Source organism: Pseudomonas sp. P42, from assembly GCF_017973755.1.
Taxonomy (GTDB): Bacteria; Pseudomonadota; Gammaproteobacteria; order Pseudomonadales; family Pseudomonadaceae; genus Aquipseudomonas; species Aquipseudomonas iridis.
Genome location: NZ_JACOPU010000002.1, coordinates 632745 through 657149, shown reverse-complemented (window position 1 = coordinate 657149; position 24405 = coordinate 632745). Strand labels below are relative to the sequence as shown.

Here is a 24405-nt window from a genome sequence, read left to right as displayed (position 1 = left end):
CATGCGCCGCGTCGTTATCACTGGTCTGGGTATCGTTTCTTGCCTGGGCAATGACAAAGAGACCGTCTCCGCTAACCTGCGTGCAAGTCGCCCTGGCATCCGGTTCAACCCGGAATATGCCGAAATGGGTCTGCGTAGCCAGGTTTCCGGCTCCATCGACCTTCCCCTCGAAGAGCTGATCGATCGCAAGATCTTTCGCTTCGTCGGCCACGCCGCGGCTTACGCCTACCTGGCGATGAAAGACGCGATCACTGACTCCGGCCTGACCGACGAGCAAGTGTCCAACCCGCGTACCGGCCTGATCGCCGGCTCTGGCGGTGCTTCCACACTGAACCAGATGGAAGCGCTGGACATCCTGCGCGAGAAAGGCGTGAAGCGCGTCGGCCCATACCGTGTAACGCGGACCATGAGCAGCACCGTTTCCGCTTGCCTGGCCACGCCATTCAAGATCAAGGGCCTGAACTACTCCATCGCATCTGCCTGCGCCACCAGTGCTCACTGCATCGGTACCGCCATGGAACAGATCCAGATGGGCAAGCAGGACATCGTCTTCGCCGGTGGCGGTGAAGAAGAGCACTGGAGCCAGTCGTTCCTGTTCGACGCGATGGGCGCCCTGTCCAGCAAGCGTAACGACACCCCGGAACAGGCCTCCCGTGCCTACGACGCCGACCGTGACGGTTTCGTCATCGCCGGTGGTGGCGGTATGGTCGTGGTTGAAGAGCTGGAACACGCTCTGGCCCGTGGCGCGAAGATCTACGCGGAAATCGTTGGCTACGGCGCGACGTCCGATGGCTACGACATGGTTGCCCCAAGTGGCGAAGGCGCGATCCGCTGCATGCAGATGGCGATGTCCACCGTTGATTCCCCGATCGACTACCTGAACACCCACGGCACTTCGACTCCGGTCGGCGACGTCGCGGAAATGAAAGGTGTGCGTGAAGTGTTCGGCGACAAGGCTCCAGCGATCAGCTCGACCAAGAGCCTGTCCGGTCACTCCCTGGGCGCTGCCGGCGTTCACGAAGCGATCTACTGCATGCTGATGATGGAAGGCAACTTCATTGCCGGTTCCGCCAACATCGACGAACTGGACCCGGAAGTGGCTGACATGCCGATTCTGACCAAGACTCGCGAAAACGCTACCATCAACACCGTGATGAGCAACAGCTTCGGCTTCGGCGGCACCAACGCCACGCTGGTGATGAAGCGCTGGGAAGGCAAGTAATTCCCAAGGCTTGAGCCACACATGAAAAACGCCCCGACTGGTTCGGGGCGTTTTTTTTCGTTTGAAGAATATAACCGGGACACCGCTGATCCCTGTGGGAGCTGGCTTGCCAGCGATAGCGGATTGTCAGGTAACGAAGATGTTTGCTGTGCCGACGTCATCGCTGGCAAGCCAGCTCCCACAGGGTTCTATGCATGCCCTGAAAATGAAACTTCTGTCATGAAACTTACCGCCCTGCGACTGAATGTCGCGGATTTAGCGGCCTGCAGCACTGTTGCAAAAAACGCAACAACACCTTGCTCGAATAAGCCGTTTACTTAGCTGCCTAACAAATTCTATAAAAGAGTCCTGCACACGCCTTGCTGCAGATAACTCGAGATTTGGAGCTAGCAGATGACTGTAAAAGTAACTGAACGCGACGATTCACACATGTCCCATGAAGGCGTAGCCGCCGGTATCCGGATCTGGGATGTGCATCAACAAGACTTGCTGGTCGGGATGTTCCACAACGAGATTGACGCCCACAACTACAAGGCCGAACTGGAAGTGCAAGAGCAGCAACGGGATTTACGATCCGCCTGAATCAACCACAGCATTGAAAACGACAAACCCCGCGATCAGCGGGGTTTGTCGTTGTTACGGCTTGGCGATTTACCACATCAGATCGTCGGGGATCTGATAGGCCGCGTACGGATCGTCCTCGGCGTTGACCTCTTCGGTCTTCACGTTGAGTTGCACGATACGCTGTGGGTCGCGCTCCTGGATCTTCAGGGCCGCTTCACGCGGGATCACTTCATAGCCGCCGGCATGATGCACGATCGCCAGCGAACCGCTGCTGAGCTTGTTGCGCATCAGCGTGTTGACCGAGAGGCGCTTGACCTTCTTGTCGTCCACGAAGTTGTAGTAGTCCTCGGTGGTCAGCTTCGGCAGACGCGAGACTTCGATCAATTGCTTGACCTGCGCGGCGCGCTCCTTGGCTTCGGCCTTCTCTTTCTGCTGACGGTTCAGCTCCTGGTCGCGCTTGACCTTCTCGGCCATGGCTTCCTGAGCGGCGCGCTGCTGCGAGTCATCCAGCTCGATCTGACCTTTGTGGGCCAGACGCTGCTGCTTCTGCTTGTCCTTGCTGACCTGCTTGGCCTGCTTTTGATTGACCAGGCCTGCTTTGAGCAACTGATCGCGAAGGGAAATACTCATGGTGCTTACTCACTTGGGCAGTTGCTCAGCCACAGCTGGGCAAATTCTTTTCCTGACGTTTGGCTTCACCCCACAGGGCGTCCAACTCTTCGAGGGTGCAATCTTCTATGGGACGGTGGGTGTCGCGCAATGCCTGTTCGATAAAACGGAAACGTCTTTCAAACTTGCCGTTGGCGCCACGCAGTGCAGTCTCCGGGTCAACCTTCAGATGCCGGGCCAGATTGACCACGGAAAACAGCAGATCACCGATCTCGTCAGCCACCGCTGCGGGATCGTTTTCGGACATCGCCTCGAGCACTTCATCGAGCTCTTCACGCACTTTGTCGAACACCGGCAAGGCGTCCGGCCAGTCGAACCCCACCTGCCCCGCACGCTTCTGCAGCTTGGCTGAGCGCGACAATGCAGGCAACGTGGCCGGTACGTCATCAAGCAGTGACTGTTGCTGTGGCGCGGCGGATTTCTCGGCACGTTCCTCAGCCTTGATTTCTTCCCAGCGCTGCTTGACCTGCTCTTCATTCAAACGCGGCACGTCCAGCGGCGCGTACAGGTCGCCGGTGGGAAAAACGTGAGGATGACGACGGATCAGCTTGCGGGTGATGCTGTCGATCACACCGGCAAACTCAAAGCGCCCTTCTTCGCGCGCCAACTGGCTGTAATAGACAACCTGGAACAACAGGTCGCCAAGCTCGCCCTGCAAATGGTCGAAATCGCCGCGCTCGATGGCGTCGGCCACTTCGTAGGCTTCTTCGAGGGTGTGCGGGACGATGGTTGCGTAGGTTTGCTTGATGTCCCACGGGCAACCGAACTGCGGATCACGCAGCCGGCTCATGAGATGGAGCAGGTCTTCAAGGTTGTACATCATGTTTTCTGTCTCACCACAAACCCCATGTGGGAGCGAGCCTGCTCGCGAAAGCGGTGTGTCTGCAACAAAGATGTCGACTGACACGCCCTCTTCGCGAGCAGGCTCGCTCCCACAGGGAACAATCAATTGCGTCACGGGGTGCGATTACGCCGTGTCTCGATGATGTTCGGCAACTGCGAAATCCGTCCCAGCAACCGCCCCAGTGCATCCAGACCCGGGATCTCGATGGTCAGGGACATCAGCGCAGTGTTGTCTTCCTTGTTCGAGCGGGTGTTGACCGCCAGCACGTTGATCCGCTCGTTGAGCAGTACCTGCGAGACGTCACGCAGCAGACCCGAACGGTCGTAGGCGCGGATGACGATGTCCACCGGATAGGTAAGCACCGGCACCGGCCCCCAGCTGACCTGAATGATCCGCTCTGGCTCGCGTCCGCCCAGTTGCAGCACCGAGGCGCAGTCCTGGCGGTGAATACTCACGCCACGGCCCTGGGTGATGTAACCGACGATTGCATCGCCCGGCAAGGGCTGGCAGCAGCCGGCCATTTGCGTCATCAGGTTACCAACGCCCTGAATCTGAATGTCGCCGCGCTTGCCCGGCTTGTAGCCAGTCGCTTTGCGCGGGATCAGTTCCAGCTGTTCGTTACCGCGCTCCGGCTCGACCAGTTGCTGCGCCAGGTTGACCAGTTGCGCCAGGCGCAGGTCACCGGCACCGAGGGCGGCGAACATGTCTTCGGCGGTTTTCATGTTGGCCTTCTCGGCCAACTTGTCGAAATCCACCGCCGGCAGGCCGAGGCGTGTGAGCTCGCGTTCGATCAGGGTTTTACCGGCGGCGACGTTCTGGTCACGGGCCTGCAACTTGAACCAGTGAACAATCTTCGCCCGCGCCCGCGACGTGGTGACGTAACCGAGGTTCGAGTTCAGCCAGTCTCGGCTGGGGGTGCCGTGTTTGCTGGTGATGATCTCGACTTGCTCGCCGGTCTGCAGGCTGTAGTTGAGCGGCACGATGCGCCCGTTGATCTTGGCGCCACGGCAGTTGTGACCGATTTCGGTGTGTACGCGGTAAGCGAAGTCCAGCGGTGTTGCGCCTTTCGGCAAGTCGATGGCGTGACCGTCGGGCGTGAAGATGTAGACCCGATCCGGCTCGATATCAACGCGCAGCTGTTCGGCAAGACCACCGATATCACCCAGCTCTTCATGCCACTCGAGCACCTGACGCAGCCAGGAAATTTTCTCTTCGTAGTGATTGGAGCCGGATTTGACGTCGGTGCCCTTGTAACGCCAGTGCGCGCAAACCCCGAGCTCGGCTTCTTCGTGCATCGAATGCGTACGAATCTGCACTTCCAGCACCTTGCCTTCCGGGCCGATCACGGCCGTGTGCAACGAGCGGTAGCCGTTCTCTTTCGGGTTGGCGATGTAGTCGTCGAATTCTTTCGGGATGTGCCGCCACAGCGTGTGGACGATACCCAGCGCGGTATAGCAATCGCGCATTTCCGGGACCAGCACGCGCACCGCACGCACGTCGTAGATCTGGCTGAATTCCAGACCCTTGCGCTGCATTTTGCGCCAGATCGAATAGATGTGTTTGGCCCGACCGCTGATGTCGGCGTCGACGCCGGTAGCCTGCAATTCATCCTTGAGCTGGGTCATCACGTCGGCGATGAAACGCTCGCGATCAAGCCGTCGCTCATGGAGCAACTTGGCGATCTGCTTGTATTGATCAGGCTCCAGATAACGGAAGGACAAGTCCTCCAGTTCCCATTTGATATGACCGATGCCGAGCCGGTGAGCGAGCGGCGCATAGATGTCGAAGACTTCCCGGGCGACACGGTTACGCTTCTCGTCGTCGGCGGTTTTCACCGCACGAATGGCGCAGGTGCGTTCGGCCAGTTTGATCAGGGCAACACGCACGTCGTCGACCATGGCGACGAGCATTTTGCGCAGGTTTTCCACCTGCCCTTGCGTGCCCATGACCATCGACTGGCGCGGACTGAGGCTGGCGCTGATCGCGGCCATGCGCTGCACGCCGTCGATCAGCTTGGCAACCACCGGACCAAAGCGCTGGCTGACAGCCGCGAACTCGATCTGGCCTTCGCGCACACCGCGGTACAGGACCGCGGCGACCAGCGAATCCTGATCGAGCTTGAGGTCGGCGAGAATCTCGGCGATCTCAAGGCCGGTTCTGAAACTCCCGGAGCCCTCGGCCCACAGGTTTTTCGCAGCATTGGACTGTTGTTCGGCCTCGCGAGCGAACTCGCAGGCTTCTTTCAAGGCTTCGCGATCCAGTGCCAGATCGACACTGACCGCGTGATCGAGCCAAGCCTCGAGATTGATACTGCCGTCAGTGTTGATCGGCTGGTGTGCTCTCACCTGTACCATCTTGCTTTACCTTCCCTACGACGCAGATTCAATGCGTCAAATCGCTGACCTTCGTTGCCCGTTTGCACTCGTGGGGCTAAAGCGAGCGCTGTACGGACGGACCAGACGGATCAGACGAGCCATCCTGGCTCGCTTCAAATAACGCCATGGCCTCGACATGTGCCGTCTGAGGAAACATATCGAGAATCCCGGCACGTTTTAACCGGTAGCCCTGCTTGATCAATTCGACCGTGTCGCGCGCCAGCGTTGCAGGGTTGCACGACACATACACCAACCGCTTCGCACCCAGGGTCGCCAGCTTGCGCACCACCTCGAAAGCACCGTCACGCGGTGGGTCCAAGAGTACCGCAGAAAAGCCATCTCCGATCCACTCGACACCCGTTAAAGGCTGGGATAAATCGGCTTGAAAAAACTTTGTGTTATGCAAATTGTTACTGGCGGCATTCGCAGCGGCACGTTCGACCATGGTCTGCACACCCTCCACCGCCACCACTTCGCGCACCGTTCTGGCCAGTGGCAAAGCAAAGTTGCCGAGCCCGCAGAACAGGTCCAGCACGCGCTCTTCGCTGGTCGGCTTCAACCAGTCCAGTGCCTGCGCGACCATCGCTTCGTTGACGCCCGCGTTGACCTGGATGAAATCGCCCGGCCGGTAAGCCAGATCCAGATCCCACTGCTCTAGGCGATAACTGAGCGACTGCGTGGCATCGACCGGTTGCGGCTCGCCTTCGCCGTGCAACCACAACTGCGCTTCATGAAACTGGCAGAAGTCCTTGAGGATCGTCAGATCTGCTTCAGACAACGGCGCCATATGCCGCAGCAACACCGCCAGCGACGAGCCAGCGAACAATTCGACATGGCCCAACGCTTGCGGCTTGCTCAAACGACGGAGCATCTCCGGCAAACGGCTCATGATCGGCTGCAAGGGCTGTACCAGCACCGGGCATTCGTTAATGCCGACGATGTCCTGACTGCCGGCGGCGCGGAAACCCACTTCGAGTTTCTTCGCTTTCATGTCCCAGCGCACAGCAACGCGGGCACGACGGCGATAGCCGAACTCGGGACCGGTCAACGGTGCTACCCACTCTTGCGGTTCGACACCGGCAACCTTGGATAATTGCTCGGCGAGCATGCGCTGTTTCAGGGCGAGCTGTTCACTGTGGGGCAAGTGCTGAACGCTGCAGCCACCGCAGCGACCGGCGTGCTGACACGGCGTCGGCCGGCGCAGTTCGCTGGCCTTGAACACGCGTTCGGTGCGCGCCTCGACCACTTTGCCGTGAGCACCGAGCACTCGCGCTTCGACCTCTTCACCAGCAAGCGCGCCGAGTACGAACCAGGTCCGGCCTTCGAAAAACGCGATACCGCGCCCGTCATTCGCCAGGCGCTCGATGTTCAAGCGCTGCTTCTTGCCAGTCGGGATTTGCGGGGCCTTGCTGCCGCCGGCGGGCTGGAAGCGCAGGCCTCTCTCTTGCTTGGCCATCAGTTGGGCGCGTCGAAAATGCCGGTCGACAAGTATCGGTCGCCACGGTCACAGATGATCGCGACGATCACCGCGTTTTCAACTTCCCGGGACAGACGCAGCATCGCTGCTACCGCACCGCCCGAGGACACGCCGCAGAAGATGCCTTCTTCGCGGGCCAGACGACGGGTGACGTCCTCGGCCTCGCTTTGCGCCATGTCGACAATGCGATCAACGCGATCGGCCTGATAGATCTTCGGCAGGTATTCCTGCGGCCAGCGGCGAATACCTGGAATGGCCGAGCCTTCCATCGGTTGCAGACCAACGATCTGCACCTTGTCGCTCTGCTCTTTCAAGTAGCGCGAGACGCCCATGATGGTCCCGGTGGTACCCATCGAGCTGACGAAGTGAGTGATGGTGCCCTCGGTCTGACGCCAGATCTCCGGGCCGGTGCTGGTGTAATGCGCTTCAGGATTGTCGCCATTGGCGAACTGATCCAGCACCTTGCCACGACCTTCGGCCTCCATGCGTTGGGCGAGATCGCGAGCGCCTTCCATGCCCTCTTCCTGACTGACCAGAATCAGCTCGGCACCATAAGCGGTCATCGCCGCTTTGCGCTCGGCGCTGGAGTTGTCCGGCATGATCAGGATCATCTTGTAACCCTTGATCGCGGCGGCCATCGCCAACGCAATTCCGGTGTTGCCCGAGGTCGCTTCGATCAGCGTATCGCCGGCGTGAATCTGCCCGCGCAACTCGGCACGGGTGATCATCGACAGCGCCGGACGGTCCTTGACCGAACCCGCCGGGTTATTCCCTTCGAGCTTGAGCAATAAGGTGTTGCTGGTGACACCGGGCAGGCGCTGCAAACGCACCAGCGGAGTGTTGCCGACGCAATCGGCGATGGTTGGGTACTGCAGGGTCATGGCGTATTCGCAATCCAGACGTGCGGGGGCGCCTATCATACCGGCAAACCCGCGAAGGCCATATCACGCAAAGTGCGGTGCTTATGGTTTATGGGAATAAGCAGCAATTGTCTCGCCAGTGGTGAGACATTTCAGATTCACCAGGGGTGCAAAAGGCTTCATCGCTGGCAAGCCAGCTCCCACAGAATTTTGGTCTTGCTTATATACGTGCAGGCGCTGCGGCACGCTGCGATCTTTCGGTCTGCCTTTAATCGCAGCCTCGTTTCACTCGAATGCTCCTACAGGGCCTGGGGGTGGGTGAAGGGGGGGTGAGCGACGCTGGCACCTGTCGGAGCTGGCTTGCTAGCGATGGCGTCTGGGCTGACAACACCATCATCCGCCACCAAGCGCAAATTCACCCGCAACCCCGCCCCGCAATTCTCCGCCCAAAGCGTTCCGCCCTGGCGCTGTACCGCATTCCTGGCGATGCTCAACCCCAGACCAAACCCGCCATCCCCAGGTCGCGAGCCGTCGAGTCGGGTGAACGGATCAAAAATCCGCTGCAGATCCGCTTCAGCCACCCCGCCGCCCTGATCTTCCAGCCACAGATGCCAGTAATCCCCGTCCCGCCGTCCTTCCAGCCGCACAATCCCGCCCTCGGGCGAATGACGAATGGCGTTGCGCAGAATGTTCTCCAGCGCCTGAGCCAAGGTGTTGAGATTGCCGCGCACCCAGCAAGAAGCCTGCACCGAGCACTGCAACTGCAGGCTCGGCCAGCCGCTTTCATAACAGGCGTTGTCGGTGAGCATTTCCCACAGCGCCTGGATCTGGATCGACTCGTCGGGCAATGGTGAGCGTTCGGTGTCGAGCCACGCCAGTTGCAGCGTGTCTTCGACCAGTCGCTGCATGCCGTCGACTTCACGACCGATGCGTTCGCGCAATTGCTCCAGGCCCTGTTCGCTTTCACTCGCTACCCGCAATCGGCTCAGGGGCGTGCGCAGTTCATGGGACAGATCTCGCAGCAGTTGCTGTTGCAGGGCGACAGTGGACTGCAGACGTTCGGACATCGAGTCGAACGCCCGGGCCAGTTCACCGAGTTCGTCCGGGCGCTGGGTGATACCGCTGGATAACCGCACATTCAATTGATCGGCACGCCAGGCATTGGCTTGTTCGCGCAGATTGTTCAGCGGCACCACCAGCAGGCGATACAGCCCCACGCACAGCAGCAAGGTGAACAACCCCGGAATCACCCCGTTGGTGATCACCCGCCAAAACAGTCGATATTTGCCCGGCAGGAAACGCTCGGGCAACTCGATCACCAGACTGCCGGCGGAAGGATCCTTGGGAAACGGTATGCGCAGCCCGGGCCGGCCCTTTTTATGAATCGGCCAATCGAGCCCGCGCAGAAAAGTCAGGCGCTGGATTTCCTGTTCGTTCAACGGATCATTGGCCAGCGACTGCAAATTGCTGTCAATTACGCCGACCCAGCCAGCCTCGCGCAATTCCATACTCTGCAGCCAACTATCGACGCCGTCACGCTGACCTTGCTGCCACGCCCGCTCGGCTTCAGCGGCGTAACGCGTAAGGGTGTCGCGGGCGACGTCAGACAGGAACTGGTTGCGCTGCTCCATGTATCGGCCCCACGACCAACTCAGCCAGATCATTAGCAGACAGAACGCCACCAGCAAACAGGCCAGTTTCCAGAACAGCGAGTGACGCCCCGGCAGCTCAGACACTTTCATCGGCACCACTGAGCACGTAGCCCTTGCCCCACACGGTGCGTACTTCGCGCTCGGTGTAGCCGATGGCTTTGAGTTTGCGGCGGATCTGGCTGATGTGCATGTCGAGGCTGCGATCGTGCGCGGCATAGCCGCGTTGCAGAACGTGCTGATAAAGGAAGGCCTTGCTCAGGACCTCCTCGTCATTGCGATTGAGGGTTTCCAGCAGACGGAACTCGCTTCGGGTCAGGCCGGCGGGTTGCTCGCGCAAGTACACGTCGCACTGTTCATCGTCGAAGCGCAGCGTGCCGGTCGCTACCGGCGCAGAGCGCTCTGGAGGACGCCGATCAAGGGCGACCCGGCGCAGGATCGCTTCGATGCGAACATGCAGTTCGGCCATGCTGAACGGCTTGGGCAGGTAATCGTCGGCGCCCAGGCGAAAACCGCTGATGCGATCGGCTTCGGCACCCAGCGCCGACATCAGCAGCACTGGCGTCGAATGGCTCTGGCGCAGTTGAGTGAGCACGTTCAGACCGTCCAGCCCCGGCAAAAGGATGTCCATCAACACCACGTCGAACGGCTGGCGTTGGGCGATGTTCAGGCCTTCCTGGCCGTTCTGGCACCAGGTCACCTGAAACCCGCTACGACCCAGATGTTCATGAACATAAGCACCCAGGACCGGATCGTCCTCGATGGAAAGAATGCGTGGCTGGCCAACGGAAACAGGAGTCATGAGTATCTGCAAGTAATTCTCAGTTAGGCGCGATTATTCAAGATTGGCGGACACCGGGCAACCCAAGGTTGCACTGTCGGACAAACGCGCCTTGCCAGGCCGAACGACAACGCCCGTATTTTTCCGGAGATTGCCCGCGAGCAAATCGCTACACTGCGCCCATGTCGCGTGCCGGATGCACGCATGAGTCAACAGATCAGCGGGATGCAGGAGATAGGCGTGCTCAAGAAACTGGGAATCAAAGGTCGCGTGTTGTTGCTGACCTTGTTGCCGACCAGCCTGATGGCGCTGGTGCTGGGTGGATATTTCACCTGGACGCAGCAGTCCGACCTGCAAACCCAATTGCTCCAGCGTGGCGAAATGATCGCCGAGCAACTGGCACCCTTGGTGGCGCCGGCGATGGGCCACGGCAATGGCGAACTGCTCGAACGCATTGCCACTCAGTCCCTCGAACAACCGGACGTGCGCGCGGTGACTTTTCTCGCGCCGGATCGCTCGCCACTGGCTCACGCCGGCCCGACCATGCTCAATCAGGCGCCGAGCGGCGACAGCGCGCACTTGCAACGACGCAGCGGCAATGACGCGACCCGCTACCTGATGCCGGTCTTCGGCAAGCACCGCAACCTCGCCGGCGAACTGATCCCGGAAGAATCCGAGCGCCTGCTCGGCTGGGTTGAACTCGAGCTGTCGCACAACGGCATGTTGCTGCGCGGGTATCGCAGCCTGTTTGCCAGCCTGTTGTTGATCGCCGCGGGCCTCGCCGGTGCGGCGCTGCTCGCGTTACGCATGGGCCGCACCATCAATCGGCCGCTGAGCCAGATCAAACAGGCCGTCGCGCAACTCAAGGACGGTCACCTGGAAACCCGTCTGCCACCCCTCGGCAGTCAGGAACTGGACGAACTGGCGTCGGGTATCAACCGCATGGCCGGGACCCTGCAAAACGCCCAGGAAGAATTGCAGCACAGCGTCGATCAAGCCACTGAGGACGTGCGCCAGAACCTCGAAACCATCGAGATTCAGAACATCGAACTCGATCTGGCGCGTAAAGAGGCTCTGGAGGCGAGCCGGATCAAATCCGAATTCCTCGCCAACATGAGCCACGAAATCCGCACGCCACTCAACGGCATTCTCGGCTTCACCCACCTGTTGCAGAAAAGTGAACTGACCCCGCGCCAGCTCGACTATTTAGGCACCATCGAAAAGTCCGCCGACAGCCTGCTCGGGATCATCAACGAGATTCTCGACTTCTCGAAAATCGAGGCCGGCAAACTGGTGCTCGACCACATTCCGTTCAACCTGCGCGACTTGTTGCAAGACACCCTGACGATTCTCGCCCCCGCCGCTCACGCCAAGCAGCTGGAACTGGTCAGTCTGGTGTACCGCGACACCCCGCTGTCGCTGGTCGGTGATCCGCTGCGCCTGAAGCAGATCCTCACCAACCTGGTCAGCAACGCCATCAAGTTCACTCGCGAGGGCACCATCGTTGCCCGTGCAATGCTGGAAGAAGAGCACGATGACAGCGTGCAGCTGCGCATCAGCATCCAGGACACCGGCATCGGCCTGTCGAATCAGGACGTGCGCGCGTTGTTCCAGGCCTTCAGCCAGGCAGACAATTCGCTGTCGCGCCAGCCCGGCGGCACCGGACTGGGCCTGGTGATCTCCAAGCGCCTGATCGAACAGATGGGCGGCGAGATCGGCGTCGACAGCACGCCGGGCGAAGGTTCGGAATTCTGGATCAGCCTGAGCCTGCCCAAAGCCCGCGACGATGCCGAAGACCTGCCCTCGGCGCCGCTGCTCGGCCGCCGGGTCGCCGTGCTGGAAAACCATGAACTGGCACGTCAGGCCTTGCAGCATCAACTGGAAGACTGCGGGCTTATCGTCACCCCGTTCAATACCCTGGAAAGCCTGACCAATGGCGTTACCGGCGCACACCAGACCGATCAGGCGATTGATCTGGCGGTGATCGGCATCACCAGTAACGACATGCTGCCCGAACGCCTGAACCAGCATATCTGGGACCTCGAACACCTGGGCTGCAAAGTGCTGGTGCTGTGCCCGACCACCGAGCAGACGCTGTTCCATCTGTCGGTGCCCAACCCGCACAGCCAGCTGCAGGCCAAACCGGCCTGCACGCGCAAACTGCGCCGCGCCCTGTCGGACCTGGCCAACCCGCGTCAACCGCGTAACGAACCCGGCGAACCGCTGTCGAGTCGCGCGCCGAAAGTGCTCTGTGTCGACGATAACCCGGCCAACCTTTTGCTGGTGCAGACCTTGCTCGAAGACATGGGCGCCAAGGTATTGGCCGTGGAAAGCGGTTATGCCGCGGTCAAAGCGGTACAGACCGAATCGTTCGATCTGGTGCTGATGGACGTGCAGATGCCGGGCATGGACGGTCGCCAGAGCACCGAAACCATCCGCCAGTGGGAAAGCGAGCGGCATTGCACACCGCTGCCGATCGTCGCGCTCACCGCCCATGCCATGGCCAACGAAAAACGTGCGTTGCTGCAAAGCGGCATGGATGACTACCTGACGAAACCGATCAGCGAGCGGCAACTGGCGCAAGTGGTGCTGAAATGGACCGGTCTGGCACTGCGCAATCAGGCCCCGGAGCGCGTCAGCGAAGGTACTGCGGGCAATCACGAACTGCCAGTGCTTGATCAAGAGGAAGGTTTGCGTCTGGCTGCCGGTAAAGAAGATCTGGCGGCGGACATGCTGGCGATGCTGCTGGCTTCACTGGAGGCCGACCGCGAAGCCATCTGCAGCGCGCGCGACAACCACGACCAGAATGCACTGATTGAACGCGTGCATCGCCTGCATGGCGCCACGCGTTACTGCGGCGTACCGCAATTGCGCGCAGCCTGTCAGCGCAGTGAAACCCTGCTCAAACAGGAAGACCCGAAAGCAGCGATGGCGCTGGATGAGCTGGAACTTGCGATCAACCGACTGGCCGCGCAAGCGAAGATCAGCGCCTGATCCAGCGCAATGCCGGTCAACGCCGTCACGGCTAAAGTGGACTCGGGTGATGCAGCCCCGGTGATGCTCCAGGAGGATTTCATGCGCACGATCATTTTCAGCAGCCAGACCTACGACCGCGAGAGTTTCCTCGATGCCGATTGCCCGGCAGAGATTGAACTGCATTTTCAACCGGCCCGGCTCAGTCTAGATACAGCGGCATTGGCCGACCAGCATGAGGTGGTCTGCGCCTTTATCAATGACGATCTCAGCGCCGCAGTGCTGGAACGTCTGGCGGCGGGCGGTACCCGGCTGATTGCCTTGCGTTCGGCCGGTTACAACCATGTCGATCTGCTCGCGGCCAAACGTCTGGGGCTGGCCGTCGTGCGGGTTCCGGCCTACTCGCCGCATGCCGTGGCCGAGCATGCCGTGGCGCTGATCCTCGCCCTCAACCGTCGCCTGCACCGCGCCTACAACCGCACCCGCGAAGGTGATTTCAGTCTGCATGGCCTGACCGGTTTCGATCTGGTCGGCAAGACTGTCGGCATCGTCGGCACCGGGCAGATAGGCGCCGCCTTCGCGAGAATCATGCACGGTTTCGGCTGTGAATTGCTGGCGTACGATCCGTATCCAAATCCCGATGTTCTAGCACTCGGTGCACGTTATCTGAGCCTGCCGGACTTGCTCGCGCAGTCGCGCATCATCAGCCTGCACTGCCCGCTGAACGAGCAGAGCAAACACCTGATCAATCGCGATTCATTGGCGCACATGCAAGCCGGCGCCATGCTGATCAACACCGGTCGCGGCGGGCTGGTCGACACCCCAGCGCTTATTGACGCCCTCAAGGACGGTCAACTCGGCTATCTGGGGCTGGATGTGTATGAAGAAGAAGCGCAGCTGTTTTTCGAGGATCGTTCCGACTTGCCGTTGCAGGACGATGTGCTGGCGCGTCTGCTGACCTTTCCTAACGTGATCGTCACCGCGCACCAGGCGTTCCTGACGCAAGAGGCGCTGGGCGCGATTGCTGCGACGACCCTGCGCAACATCGCGACCTGGGCGGCGGGATCACCGCAGAATCAGGTCGAAGGTTGATCGCTTAACCGCTTACTTCAGCGACGACGCCAGAATCAGCAACGCCAGCCAGCCGAAGCCGAACAACCGCTGTTTCGCCGAATGGCCGCTGCGCAGCAGGAACCAGACGAAAATCCACGGAATCAGGAACACCATGATCTTCAGCCAGCCTTCCACCGGGCGGCTGCCGTCCTCATTGATCTGCGCAGCTTGCGCGGCCTGTTGTCGACGCCGACGCCCCGCCGCAGCCGGCATGACTTTCGGCAAACCCTGCGAAGCTTGCGGCAACACCGCGGCCTCAGGAACCGCGCTATTACGCGGCAGACTGCCGAAAGAAATCGTCGAAGCCTGAGCCGGTGCGCCTGCGGTCTGCGCTTGCACGTGGGCCTGGTACTCCGCCATCGGAGCCCCGCAATGAATGCACGCTTTGACTTCGGAACTGATGCTCCGCTTGCATTCATAACATTCGATCAGCGCCATGTTCCGTTCCTTAAGAGTCGAGGGCGGCAGTTTGCCATGTGCGCAGGTCGATTTGAACCTGATCGAAGGTCGCACGCGTGCATCATTCTGCAATCCAGCCCGTGCTAGCATGTCGCGCATATTTGGAGGACCCATGGTCGAACACGATTTCCGCTACAACCTGATGAACCCGCAACACACCCTCACCGAATGCCGCGCCCTCGTACCGGGCCGCTATCAGGTCACCGGCAACGGTGGCTCGATCCGCATCGGTGACGCGCTGTTGGTCACCCTCAAAGGCAGCAAGGATTTGTCCATGCGCCTGACCGTTGAAACCGTCCGCCACCTGATCAACCCGCCGGGCCAATGGACCGCGATGACCACGGGCCCGGTGTTCGGCGAACTGGCGATCCACACCTGGCAGGTCAATTGCGACAGCTGCGCCAAAGCGCTGAACTTCGAGTTTGCAGTGGACGCCAAGCTGGGCAAAACGGCAGAAAAACCGGCCGCCACCGCGCGCATTGCCGAGCTGGGCTGGAAGGCCGTTGGCGACAAGCACCTGTGCCCGAAATGCCAGGAGCCTGCGTGATGAAACGCTTTGCCCTGGCGGCTCTGGTCGGTATTGGCCTCGCGGGCTGCGCCGCCGAGCCTGTGCAACTGCAACAGAACCGCAGCTACATTCTGGAATGGATCGGCGAGCGGCCATTGATGGATTACAGCCATCTGACCGTGACCCTTGGCGATGACGGTCGTGCCTACGGTAACGGCGGCTGCAACCATTGGTTCGCGCCGTACACCCTGGATGGTGACAAGCTGACCTTCGGCAAGATCGGCAAGACCCGCAAACTGTGTGCACCGGCGCTGATGGAACAGGAACAACGGTTCCTGGAGGCACTGGAGCATGTCGAGCGCTGGGACATTTCGCCAATCGAGCAGATGCGCTTCTGGCCGGCGCAAGGCAAACCGTTGCGCTGGTGGCTGGAAGAGGGTTGATCGCTTGAATCGCCAAGCCCCTCACCCTAGCCCTCTCCCACTGGGAGAGGGAACCGATTGGGGGATATTGGGGAAGTCCGCCGACCTGAAAGGCTCCTGCCGAATCCAGAATCGATTGGGTCTTGATCTGCTGAATCCAGAATCGATTGGATCTAGCTCCAGCAAATCCAGAATCGACCAGGTATTGCGCTGCTGAATCCAGCATCCACTTGATTCAGCTTTGCCGAATCCATAATCGACCTGATCTTTCAGGTCGATGCATGGCGCCAGACACCTCGGTCGGCCCCCTCTCCACCCGGGAGAGGGCTGGGGTGAGGGGCTTTTGAAAGCTACTTCGTAGCCTGCAACGCATCAAGCTTCGCCATCACCCCGGCCGCCGTCTGCTCGCCCATCAGCTGTTCACGAACCTTGCCCTTGTCGTCGATGATGTACGTCACCGGCAGCGCTTCGCTGCGTGGCAGCTCGAACAACTCCGCCGGGTCCTGCGCCAGCACGGTGAACTTGATGCCCAGTTTTTCGCTTGCACTCTTCAGTTCTTCACCCTGCACGTTGTCGAAGTTGACCCCGAACACACCGACCTTCCTGCTCTTGAGCTCTTCAGCCAAGTGGTTGAGCTCCGGGATTTCGGTTCGGCACGGGCCACACCATTCAGCCCAGTAATTGACGATTACCCATTGCTTGTCGAGGCGCTCGGATGCGACCTTCTGACCGTTCTGGTCAATCCCGTAATCGTTGCCGCAACCCCCCAGCATCAACGCCCCGATTATCGTCAATGCCGCTGCCAATCGCCGTGTCATGTCCTGTTCCTTGTGAAAATTTGAAAACGCCTGCGAACCATCGCCTCTGAAGGTTCTGGATTGCGCGCTGCACAGTTAGAATAGCCGCCACTCTACGCCAGAAGCGACCCGACATGACCGATCTGACGCTTTATCACAATCCGCGCTGCTCGAAATCCCGCGGTGCGCTGGAGCTTCTTGAAGCCCGCGGCCTGACGCCGAACGTCGTGCGCTACCTCGAAACTCCGCTGAATGCCGCGCAAATCAAGGCCCTGCTCGGCAAGCTCGGAATCAGCGCGCGGCAATTGCTGCGCACCGGGGAAGATGAATACAAAATGCTTCAGCTCGCTGACGACAGCCTCAGCGAAGCGCAGTTGATCGCCGCGATTGCTGAACATCCGAAACTGATGGAACGGCCGATTCTCGAAGCCGACGACAAAGCCGTCATCGGTCGTCCGCCGGAGAATATTCTGGAGTTGCTGCCGTGAGCGCGCCGTACATTCTGGTCCTCTATTACAGCCGCAACGGCTCGACCAACGAGATGGCGCGGCAGATTGCTCGCGGTGTGGAACAGGCCGGCCTCGAAGCGCGCCTGCGTACTGTGCCGGCGATCTCCACCGAGTGCGAAGCCGTAGCGCCAAGCATTCCGGACGAAGGCGCGCTCTATGCCACCCTCGACGACCTGAAAAACTGCGCCGGTCTGGCACTGGGCAGCCCGACGCGTTTTGGCAACATGGCTGCACCGCTCAAGTACTTCCTCGATGGCACCAGCAATCTTTGGCTGACCGGCGCGCTGGTCGGCAAACCGGCCGGCGTGTTCACCTCCACCGCCAGCCTGCACGGCGGTCAGGAAACCACCCTGTTGTCGATGATGCTGCCGCTGCTGCACCACGGCATGCTGATCACCGGCCTGCCCTACAGCGAGTCGGCGCTGCTGGAAACCCAAGGCGGCGGCACGCCTTATGGTGCCAGCCACCACGCCGGCGCTGATGGCAAAAGAGGTCTTGATCAGCACGAAGTGGCGTTGTGTCGCGCCCTCGGTCTGCGCTTGGCCAAAACCGCGCAGAAACTGGAGGGCTGAGGTGGCCAAGAAGCCGAAAGTCCTGCCCTCTGTCGAGTGGCTGGAGCCGCGCGTGAAGGCGATGCGGATCATCAGTCTGCTGAGCTTTTTCGCCCTGGCCGGATTGCTCGCCGTCTATTACCTGATATTCGCCGACCTGCATGGTGCGCGGCCGTGGGTAATTCTGCTGGTCGAACTGGTCCCGTGGCTGATCCTCGCCCCGGCGATGATCATGGGCAGCGCCCGCGGGCATTCATGGATGTGCTTTGTGGTGAATCTGTATTTCATCAAAGGCGCACTGGCCGCGTATGACCCGAACCGACAGTGGTTTGGCGTGCTGGAAATGGCGGCAAGCCTGGCCGTGTTCTGCTCGGCGCTGCTGTATGTGCGCTGGCGGTATCAGTTGAATCGCAAATTGGCTGGCGAGGGTGAAATCTCTGTCGCCTGAGCTGGCGCCATCGCTGGCAAGCCAGCTCCCACAGGATCTGTGTTGGAACACTAATTTGTGATCGACGCAAAACCTGTGGGAGCTGGCTTGCCAGCGATTGGGACAACGCGGTCTTAATGATTGACGGTGTAAGCGAGCATCATCGAAATCTGGCTCATCGCCCGCCCGCCACTCTGTTCATGCCATTGATTGAACGCATCCTGCACAATCGCCAGATCACGCAGACTGGTCGGCACTTTGTCGACGATCTTCTGCGCATTCAGCGCCGCCACCACGTCATAGCTCGGCACAAACGTGTCCTTGCCGACCATGCGCAAAAACCGTGGCGCCGACAGCCCACCCAGTTGATGGCCACGCTTTTTCAGGTACGTCCACAGACCGACAATGTCGGTCACCGGCCAGTCGGCAATCAGCGCGCCAAAGCTGCCGCGTTCTTTTTCCTCATCGAGAATGAACTGCGCGTTGCGCGGCACGCTTTTGAGCTTGCCCAGGTGACGGATAATCCGCGCGTCCTGCATCAACCGTTCAAGGTGTTCGGCGCTCATCAGCACGACTTTTTCCGGGTCGAATTTGAAGAACACTTCTTCGAAGGCCGGCCACTTGGCGTCTACCAGACTGTGCTTGAGGCCGGCGCGGAACACGCGCAGGGCCATGGTCGAGAGGTAGCGGTCGTCGCTGATCTTGCGCAGTTGTGCCGCAGTCTTGGGGACGGGCAGATGGGCTTCCAGTTCAGCCGCCGAACCGAAACGGTTCAGACAGTATTCGTGCAGCCACTTGTAATCGCGCATGCCCTCTCCTATTGAATAAAGCGAAGAAACCAATGTGGAAGCGAGCCTGCTCGCGAAAGCGGTGTGTCATTCAACTGATTTGTTGACTGATACTCCCTCTTCGCGAGCAGGCTCGCTCCCACATTTGAAGGTGTTTACAGGTTAACGACGTTGACGAAGCGCGAAGCGGCGGTCTCGTCGATCTTGAGACTGGTGAAGTCGAACAGGTTGCGGTCGGCCAGCTGTGACGGAATCACATTCTGCAGACTGCGGAAAATCGATTCAGTGCGGCCCGGTGTCTTGCGATCCCATTCCTGAAGCATGTCCTTGACCACTTGGCGCTGCAGGTTTTCCTGCGATCCGCAGAGGTTGCACGGGATGATCGGGAATTGCTTGAGATCCGAGTAGGCCTGGATGTCTTTCTCGCTGCAGTAGGCCAGCGGACGGATGACCACATTACGGCCGTCGTCGGCGCGCAGCTTGGGCGGCATCGCCTTGAGGCTGCCGTTGAAGAACATGTTGAGGAAGAACGTCTCGACGATGTCGTCACGGTGGTGACCGAGGGCCATTTTGGTCGCGCCGATTTCGTCAGCGAAGGTGTACAGCGTGCCGCGACGCAGACGCGAGCAAAGCGAGCAGGTGGTCTTGCCTTCCGGGATCAGCTCTTTGACCACCGAATAAGTGTCTTTTTCGACGATGTGATACTCGACGCCCAGCTCTTTGAGGTAGGCAGGCAGCACGTGCTCGGGGAAGCCCGGCTGCTTCTGGTCCATGTTCACGGCGACGATCTCGAACCTGATCGGCGCAACCTTCTGAAAGTGCATCAGCACGTCGAGCATGGTGTAGCTGTCCTTGCCCCCGGACAGGCAGACCATGACCTTGTCGCCGTCTTCAATCATGTTGAAATCGGCGACAGCTTCGCCCGCCAGACGGCGCAGGCGCTTTTGCAGCTTGTTCTGGTTGACCGTAAGAGTGCCCATGACGCGAAATCCGTGAGGTGTGACGAAAGGCCGGCATTTTACGCAAAAAAATCGTGAGGGCGAAGGGCCGTCGGGCTGCGGCAAGACCCCACCGCGATTAAGCCCGGTGTTTACAGCGCAATTTGCTCTAAGCCCCTAGTGCCTGTGCGGTTAAGACCTTTCTATACTGCGACGTAAGGTCGCACACATCTGAAGACCTGAATTTGCTCGGCCACCTTGGCCCGTAGGCGCTCCGTTGGGGGGCGATGGCAATAACAAGAGGAGTGAATGGCATGATCCATCACGTAGTGGGACTTTTTACCCACCCCGATCAGGAATGGAAGGAAATCCGTGGCGACCAAGAGGAAAGCATCAGCCACATGTACCTGACGCACACGCTGATTCTGGCGGCGATCCCCGCTGTCTCGGCGTTTATCGGCACGACCCAGGTTGGCTGGGTGATTGGTAATCGCGCGCCGGTCATGCTCACCGTCGAAAGTGCGGCGTGGATGACGGTCATGTCATACCTGGCGATGCTCGGCGGGGTCGCGGTCATGGGTGCATTCGTGCACTGGATGGCCCGTACTTATGACGCCAACCCCAGCCTGGCGCGTTGCGTGGCGTTTGCCACCTACACCGCGACGCCGCTGTTTGTCGGCGGGCTGGCGGCGCTGTATCCGCATATGTGGCTAGGCATGATCGTTGGTACGGCGGCCATCTGCTACACGGTGTACCTGTTGTACGTGGGGCTACCGACGTTCATGAATATTCCGTCGGACGAAGGTTTTCTGTTTTCCAGCTCGGTACTGGCGGTGGGTCTGGTGGTGCTGGTAGCCATCATGGCGTTCACCGTGATTGTCTGGGGACTGGGCGTAGGCCCCGTATATACCAACTGACGCAATGACTCCCCGAGAAAAACAAGATCTGCCAATACAGGCCGCCGCAAGGCGGCCTTCTCGTGTGGAGGATGACCATTCGGCGGTTCGGCGATTCGCAACGCTTGAGGGTTGCGGCATACTTGACGCCTCTGGAGATCCATCAAGCATGCCCGAGCAAATCAATACTCGCGTCGAAGACTGTTACCAACTCGCTGAATCCTTTTTCAAACGTCATTTCCAACGCCCCGTGGTGAGTCTCAAGCTGCGCGGACAAAAAGCCGGGGTCGCGCATCTGCACGAGAACCTGCTGCGCTTCAACCCTCAGCTCTACCGGGAAAACGCCGAACACTTCCTCAAGCAAACCGTGGCCCATGAAGTTGCGCACCTGATCGCCCATCAGCTGTTCGGCGACCGCATCCAGCCCCACGGCGAAGAGTGGCAACTGATCATGCGCGGCGTTTACGAACTGCCGCCGGATCGCTGCCACACTTATGCAGTCAAACGCCGCAGCGTGACCCGCTACATCTACAAATGCCCGTGTGCGGAAAGTGATTTTCCGTTTTCGGCACAGCGCCATAGTCTGGTGCGGCAAGGGCGGCGGTATCTGTGCCGCAGATGCCGCAACACGTTGGTGTTCAGCGGTGAGATGCGGGTGGAATAGTCAGTGTTGTGTTGCCCTGACTGGCCCCATCGCTGGCAAGCCAGCTCCCACAATGTTCGAGGTGTCCACAGATTCTGTGTACGACACCGAAACCTGTGGGAGCTGGCTTGCCAGCGATGAAGCCAGAACAGGCACTAAAGAATGACTTTGGCCCGGCGCAGCTCTTCAATTTTCGAAGGACTCAACCCCAACTCTCCCAACACCTCATCCGTATGCTGTCCCAACACCGCCCCGACATGCCGTGGCGCCGGCAACCCTTGGGAAAACTTCAGCGGGCATGCCATTTGCGCCTGCGTCGAACCATCCCCGCGCGGCACTTGCGTCACCAACTCCCGCGCCTGTAATTGCGGATGCTCGGTTGCTTCACTCAGATTCAACACCGGCTCGACACACGCATCGATCCCGGCAAACAACTCGCACAGCTCGACAAAGTCATGCTTTTCAAACTCGACCTTCAAGGCTTCCTTGAGCGCTCGCTGATGCTCGGGCTTGGGCGACAAACCCTGCGCCGCCAATTCCGGCCGCCCCAGTGCCGCGCACAATGGCTGCATGAATGCCGGCTCCAGACTGCCCACCGACATCCAGCGGCCATCCCGTGAACGGTAATAATCATAAAAACTGCCGCCATTGAGCATCTGGTCTTCCCAACCCGGCTCTGCACCACAGGCGAGAAAACCGGCACCGGCCATGGCATTCAGGCTGAATGCACAATCGGTCATGCTCACGTCCAGATGCGTACCCTGCCCGGTTTGCTGACGGGCGATCACCGCAGCAAGCAGACCAATCACCCCGTGCAGCGAACCACCCGCGATATCCGCAACCTGCATGCCCAACGGCAACGGCCCGCTGTCGGCCCGGCCGGTATAACTGGCAAGGCCGGCCAGCGCCAGGTAGTTGATGTCATGCCCGGCGCGATCCTTGTACGGGCCGGTCTGGCCGTAACCGGTGATCGACACGTAAATCAGCTTCGGGTTGATCGCCTTCAGGGCCTCGTAACCCAGACCCAGACGCTCCATCACACCGGGGCGAAACTGCTCGAGGACGATGTCGTAATCGGCCAGCAACTGCTTGACCAGCTCCAGCGCTTCGGGCTGTTTCAGGTCGAGCGCGAGACTGCGCTTGTTGCGGTTCAGATAAGCGTGACTGGCCGACAGCCCCTGATCATGCGGCGGCAAGACTCGCAGCAGATCCATGCGCGTCGGCGACTCGATGCGCAACACCTCGGCGCCCATGTCCGCCAGCAACAGGGAAGCAAACGGCCCCGGCAGCAGCGTCGAGAAATCGAGAATCTTCAATGAGGCCAGCGGTGCGGACATGGGCGAACTCCTTGGACGATGCCTTCAGCCTAGGCAGCGATGGCCGGTACAGCAATCACCGTAAGTGTCACCAGCCGTGACCGTTACGCTCAAATTGCGGGCATGAAAAAACCCGCCGAAGCGGGTTTTTCCTACAAGCGATGCTTACTTCACATTGACCGGGGTTGGGCCTTCAGCCACACCCAGGTCGTCTTCTTCACGCTGGTCGGAGATACCGCGACCGCCCGAGGCCAGCTCGGATTGCAGCACGTCGGTGTCCAGCTCTTTCACCCACTTGGCGACAACGATGGTCGCAACAGCGTTACCAACAAGGTTGGTCAGTGCGCGAGCTTCGGACATGAAACGGTCGATACCCAGGATCAGCGCCAGACCGGCCACCGGCAGGTGACCTACCGCCGACAGCGTAGCCGCCAGCACGATGAAGCCCGAACCGGTCACACCCGCCGCACCTTTGGAGGACAGCAGCAGCACCAGCAACAGGGTGATCTGGTGGGTGATGTCCATGTGGGTGTCGGTCGCCTGAGCGATGAACACCGCGGCCATGGTCAGGTAGATCGAAGTACCGTCGAGGTTGAACGAGTAACCGGTCGGGATCACCAGACCCACTACCGATTTCTTCGCACCCAGACGCTCCATCTTGATCAGCATGCGTGGCAGTGCCGATTCAGAGGACGAAGTGCCCAGTACGATCAGCAGCTCTTCACGGATGTAGCGAATCAGTTTCAACACACTGAAACCATGCGCGCGGCAGATCCCACCCAACACCACCAACACAAACAGCACGCAGGTGATATAGAAGCAGATCATCAACTGGCCCAGTTGCACCAACGAGCCGACACCGTAAGCACCGATGGTGAAAGCCATGGCACCGAACGCACCGAGCGGCGCCAGTTTCATGATCATGTTGATGATGTTGAACATCACGTGAGCGAAGCGATCAATCATGTCCAGCAGCGGACGACCATACGAACCCAGACGATGCAGGGCGTAGCCGAAGATCACCGAGAACATCAGCACTTGCAGGATATCGCCTGTGGCAAACGCGCCGACGATGGTGTTCGGGATCACGTTGAGCAGGAAGCCGACGATGCTCTGGTCTTTACTGGCCGTCACATAGGTGGCGATTTTCGAGGCATCCAGAGTGGTCACGTCGATGTGCATGCCGGCGCCCGGCTGCACGACGTTGACGACGATCAGGCCGATCAGCAAGGCAATGGTGGAAACGACTTCAAAATACAGCAGCGCGTAGCCGCCGGTCTTGCCCACCGATTTCATGTTCTGCATGCCAGCGATGCCGCTGACAACGGTACAGAAGATGATCGGGGCGATGACCATTTTGATCAGTTTAATGAACCCGTCACCCAGCGGTTTGAGGGCCACACCGGTTTGCGGATAGAAGTGACCGAGCAGAATGCCGATAGCGATGGCAACGATCACCTGGAAATACAGGGATTTGTAAATTGGCTGACGAGTCGTCATTGCAAGTTTCCTCAAGAGTCCCGCGTGGCAGCATCCATCTGTTGACCGCGACACCTGAATTGCGAACCCTCCTGCACTGGAGGGATTTGTTGTTGGAACGGCACTTTGCACACAGGCTCAATGC

At 59.8% G+C, this 24405-nt stretch carries 25 protein-coding genes; 12 read left to right on the top strand and 13 right to left on the bottom strand.

The genetic code is table 11. The annotated features are described in order from the left end of the window. The first annotated feature begins 1 nt into the window (after position 1). The 3 genes from fabB (at position 2) to H8B20_RS07905 (ending at position 1804) form a co-directional block, all read left to right on the top strand. Positions 2 to 1222 (top strand): beta-ketoacyl-ACP synthase I, encoded by a 1221-nt coding sequence (gene fabB, locus H8B20_RS07915; RefSeq protein WP_210622780.1) that lies wholly within the window; start codon positions 2 to 4, stop codon positions 1220 to 1222. Between the two features lie 21 nt (positions 1223 to 1243). Further along, positions 1244 to 1543: a hypothetical protein gene (locus H8B20_RS07910; protein ID WP_210622779.1), complete on the top strand. Its 300-nt coding sequence runs from the start codon at positions 1244 to 1246 to the stop codon at positions 1541 to 1543. Between the two features lie 72 nt (positions 1544 to 1615). Continuing rightward, positions 1616 to 1804, top strand: a complete 189-nt coding sequence (locus tag H8B20_RS07905) for a hypothetical protein (RefSeq protein ID WP_008079144.1) — start codon at positions 1616 to 1618, stop codon at positions 1802 to 1804. Positions 1805 to 1873: 69 nt separating this feature from the next. Here the strand turns inward: H8B20_RS07905 and H8B20_RS07900 are convergent, their stop codons facing one another. The 7 genes from H8B20_RS07900 to H8B20_RS07870 form a co-directional block, all read right to left on the bottom strand. Next, positions 1874 to 2416, bottom strand: coding sequence for a DUF2058 domain-containing protein (locus H8B20_RS07900; RefSeq protein ID WP_042560486.1), 543 nt, complete (start codon positions 2414 to 2416; stop codon positions 1874 to 1876). Between the two features lie 25 nt (positions 2417 to 2441). Then, positions 2442 to 3275 carry a nucleoside triphosphate pyrophosphohydrolase gene (gene mazG / locus H8B20_RS07895; RefSeq protein ID WP_210622966.1) on the bottom strand — a complete coding sequence of 278 codons (834 nt, stop codon included), beginning with the start codon at positions 3273 to 3275 and terminating at the stop codon, positions 2442 to 2444. A gap of 134 nt (positions 3276 to 3409) precedes the next feature. Further along, positions 3410 to 5653 (bottom strand): GTP diphosphokinase, encoded by a 2244-nt coding sequence (gene relA, locus H8B20_RS07890; protein WP_042560488.1) that lies wholly within the window; start codon positions 5651 to 5653, stop codon positions 3410 to 3412. A gap of 76 nt (positions 5654 to 5729) precedes the next feature. Further along, positions 5730 to 7130, bottom strand: a complete 1401-nt coding sequence (gene rlmD / locus H8B20_RS07885; RefSeq protein WP_210622778.1) for a 23S rRNA (uracil(1939)-C(5))-methyltransferase RlmD — start codon at positions 7128 to 7130, stop codon at positions 5730 to 5732. Then, the gene (cysM, locus tag H8B20_RS07880; protein WP_200616896.1) at positions 7130 to 8032 is read right to left on the bottom strand and encodes a cysteine synthase CysM; all 903 of its coding nucleotides are present in this window, start codon (positions 8030 to 8032) and stop codon (positions 7130 to 7132) included. Before cysM ends, rlmD begins: the two co-directional genes overlap by 1 nt. Positions 8033 to 8310: 278 nt before the next feature. Further along, positions 8311 to 9753 (bottom strand): sensor histidine kinase, encoded by a 1443-nt coding sequence (locus tag H8B20_RS07875; RefSeq protein ID WP_210622777.1) that lies wholly within the window; start codon positions 9751 to 9753, stop codon positions 8311 to 8313. After that, positions 9740 to 10462 (bottom strand): response regulator transcription factor, encoded by a 723-nt coding sequence (locus H8B20_RS07870; RefSeq protein WP_210622776.1) that lies wholly within the window; start codon positions 10460 to 10462, stop codon positions 9740 to 9742. The genes H8B20_RS07875 and H8B20_RS07870 overlap by 14 nt, the downstream gene beginning before the upstream one ends. Positions 10463 to 10681: 219 nt before the next feature. On the opposite strand from H8B20_RS07870, the gene H8B20_RS07865 reads away from it, so the two are divergent. Further along, complete coding sequence (locus H8B20_RS07865) at positions 10682 to 13435, top strand: response regulator (protein WP_210622964.1); 2754 nt, start codon at positions 10682 to 10684, stop codon at positions 13433 to 13435. A gap of 81 nt (positions 13436 to 13516) precedes the next feature. Beyond that, the gene (locus tag H8B20_RS07860; RefSeq protein ID WP_042562177.1) at positions 13517 to 14506 is read left to right on the top strand and encodes a 2-hydroxyacid dehydrogenase; all 990 of its coding nucleotides are present in this window, start codon (positions 13517 to 13519) and stop codon (positions 14504 to 14506) included. A gap of 12 nt (positions 14507 to 14518) precedes the next feature. On the opposite strand, the gene H8B20_RS07855 is transcribed toward H8B20_RS07860, so the two are convergent. Next, on the bottom strand, positions 14519 to 14965 hold the full coding sequence (locus H8B20_RS07855) for a hypothetical protein (protein ID WP_210622775.1): 447 nt from the start codon (positions 14963 to 14965) through the stop codon (positions 14519 to 14521). Between the two features lie 133 nt (positions 14966 to 15098). Between H8B20_RS07855 and H8B20_RS07850 the strand changes: the two genes are divergently transcribed. Further along, positions 15099 to 15533 (top strand): hypothetical protein, encoded by a 435-nt coding sequence (locus H8B20_RS07850; protein ID WP_042560494.1) that lies wholly within the window; start codon positions 15099 to 15101, stop codon positions 15531 to 15533. Next, a complete protein-coding gene (locus H8B20_RS07845; RefSeq protein WP_047302660.1) occupies positions 15533 to 15937 on the top strand; it encodes an META domain-containing protein in 405 nt (134 codons plus the stop codon). Before H8B20_RS07850 ends, H8B20_RS07845 begins: the two co-directional genes overlap by 1 nt. Positions 15938 to 16266: 329 nt before the next feature. Here H8B20_RS07845 and H8B20_RS07840 read toward each other — a convergent pair whose 3' ends face one another. After that, a complete protein-coding gene (locus H8B20_RS07840) occupies positions 16267 to 16734 on the bottom strand; it encodes a TlpA disulfide reductase family protein (RefSeq protein ID WP_210622774.1) in 468 nt (155 codons plus the stop codon). A gap of 113 nt (positions 16735 to 16847) precedes the next feature. On the opposite strand from H8B20_RS07840, the gene arsC reads away from it, so the two are divergent. From arsC to H8B20_RS07825, 3 genes are read left to right on the top strand one after another with little or no spacing between them, the layout of a single operon-like run. Continuing rightward, positions 16848 to 17201, top strand: a complete 354-nt coding sequence (gene arsC, locus H8B20_RS07835; RefSeq protein WP_042560497.1) for an arsenate reductase (glutaredoxin) — start codon at positions 16848 to 16850, stop codon at positions 17199 to 17201. Then, positions 17198 to 17794 (top strand): NAD(P)H:quinone oxidoreductase, encoded by a 597-nt coding sequence (gene wrbA, locus H8B20_RS07830; protein WP_210622773.1) that lies wholly within the window; start codon positions 17198 to 17200, stop codon positions 17792 to 17794. Before arsC ends, wrbA begins: the two co-directional genes overlap by 4 nt. A 1-nt stretch (position 17795) precedes the next feature. Continuing rightward, positions 17796 to 18221: a DUF2069 domain-containing protein gene (locus H8B20_RS07825; protein WP_042560499.1), complete on the top strand. Its 426-nt coding sequence runs from the start codon at positions 17796 to 17798 to the stop codon at positions 18219 to 18221. Between the two features lie 113 nt (positions 18222 to 18334). Here the strand turns inward: H8B20_RS07825 and H8B20_RS07820 are convergent, their stop codons facing one another. Both H8B20_RS07820 and ttcA read right to left on the bottom strand, forming a co-directional pair. Further along, positions 18335 to 19009: a DNA-3-methyladenine glycosylase I gene (locus H8B20_RS07820; protein ID WP_042560500.1), complete on the bottom strand. Its 675-nt coding sequence runs from the start codon at positions 19007 to 19009 to the stop codon at positions 18335 to 18337. Positions 19010 to 19143: 134 nt separating this feature from the next. Further along, positions 19144 to 19968 carry a tRNA 2-thiocytidine(32) synthetase TtcA gene (gene ttcA, locus H8B20_RS07815; protein ID WP_150592982.1) on the bottom strand — a complete coding sequence of 275 codons (825 nt, stop codon included), beginning with the start codon at positions 19966 to 19968 and terminating at the stop codon, positions 19144 to 19146. Positions 19969 to 20240: 272 nt separating this feature from the next. On the opposite strand from ttcA, the gene H8B20_RS07810 reads away from it, so the two are divergent. Further along, positions 20241 to 20843 carry a Yip1 family protein gene (locus H8B20_RS07810; protein ID WP_042560502.1) on the top strand — a complete coding sequence of 201 codons (603 nt, stop codon included), beginning with the start codon at positions 20241 to 20243 and terminating at the stop codon, positions 20841 to 20843. A 148-nt stretch (positions 20844 to 20991) separates the two neighbouring features. Continuing rightward, on the top strand, positions 20992 to 21486 hold the full coding sequence (locus H8B20_RS07805) for a SprT family zinc-dependent metalloprotease (protein ID WP_210622772.1): 495 nt from the start codon (positions 20992 to 20994) through the stop codon (positions 21484 to 21486). Positions 21487 to 21620: 134 nt separating this feature from the next. Here H8B20_RS07805 and H8B20_RS07800 read toward each other — a convergent pair whose 3' ends face one another. Further along, positions 21621 to 22802, bottom strand: coding sequence for a CaiB/BaiF CoA transferase family protein (locus H8B20_RS07800; RefSeq protein WP_210622771.1), 1182 nt, complete (start codon positions 22800 to 22802; stop codon positions 21621 to 21623). 144 nt (positions 22803 to 22946) lie between these two features. Further along, positions 22947 to 24281, bottom strand: a complete 1335-nt coding sequence (locus tag H8B20_RS07795; RefSeq protein WP_115146197.1) for a dicarboxylate/amino acid:cation symporter — start codon at positions 24279 to 24281, stop codon at positions 22947 to 22949. Positions 24282 to 24405 lie beyond the last annotated feature (124 nt).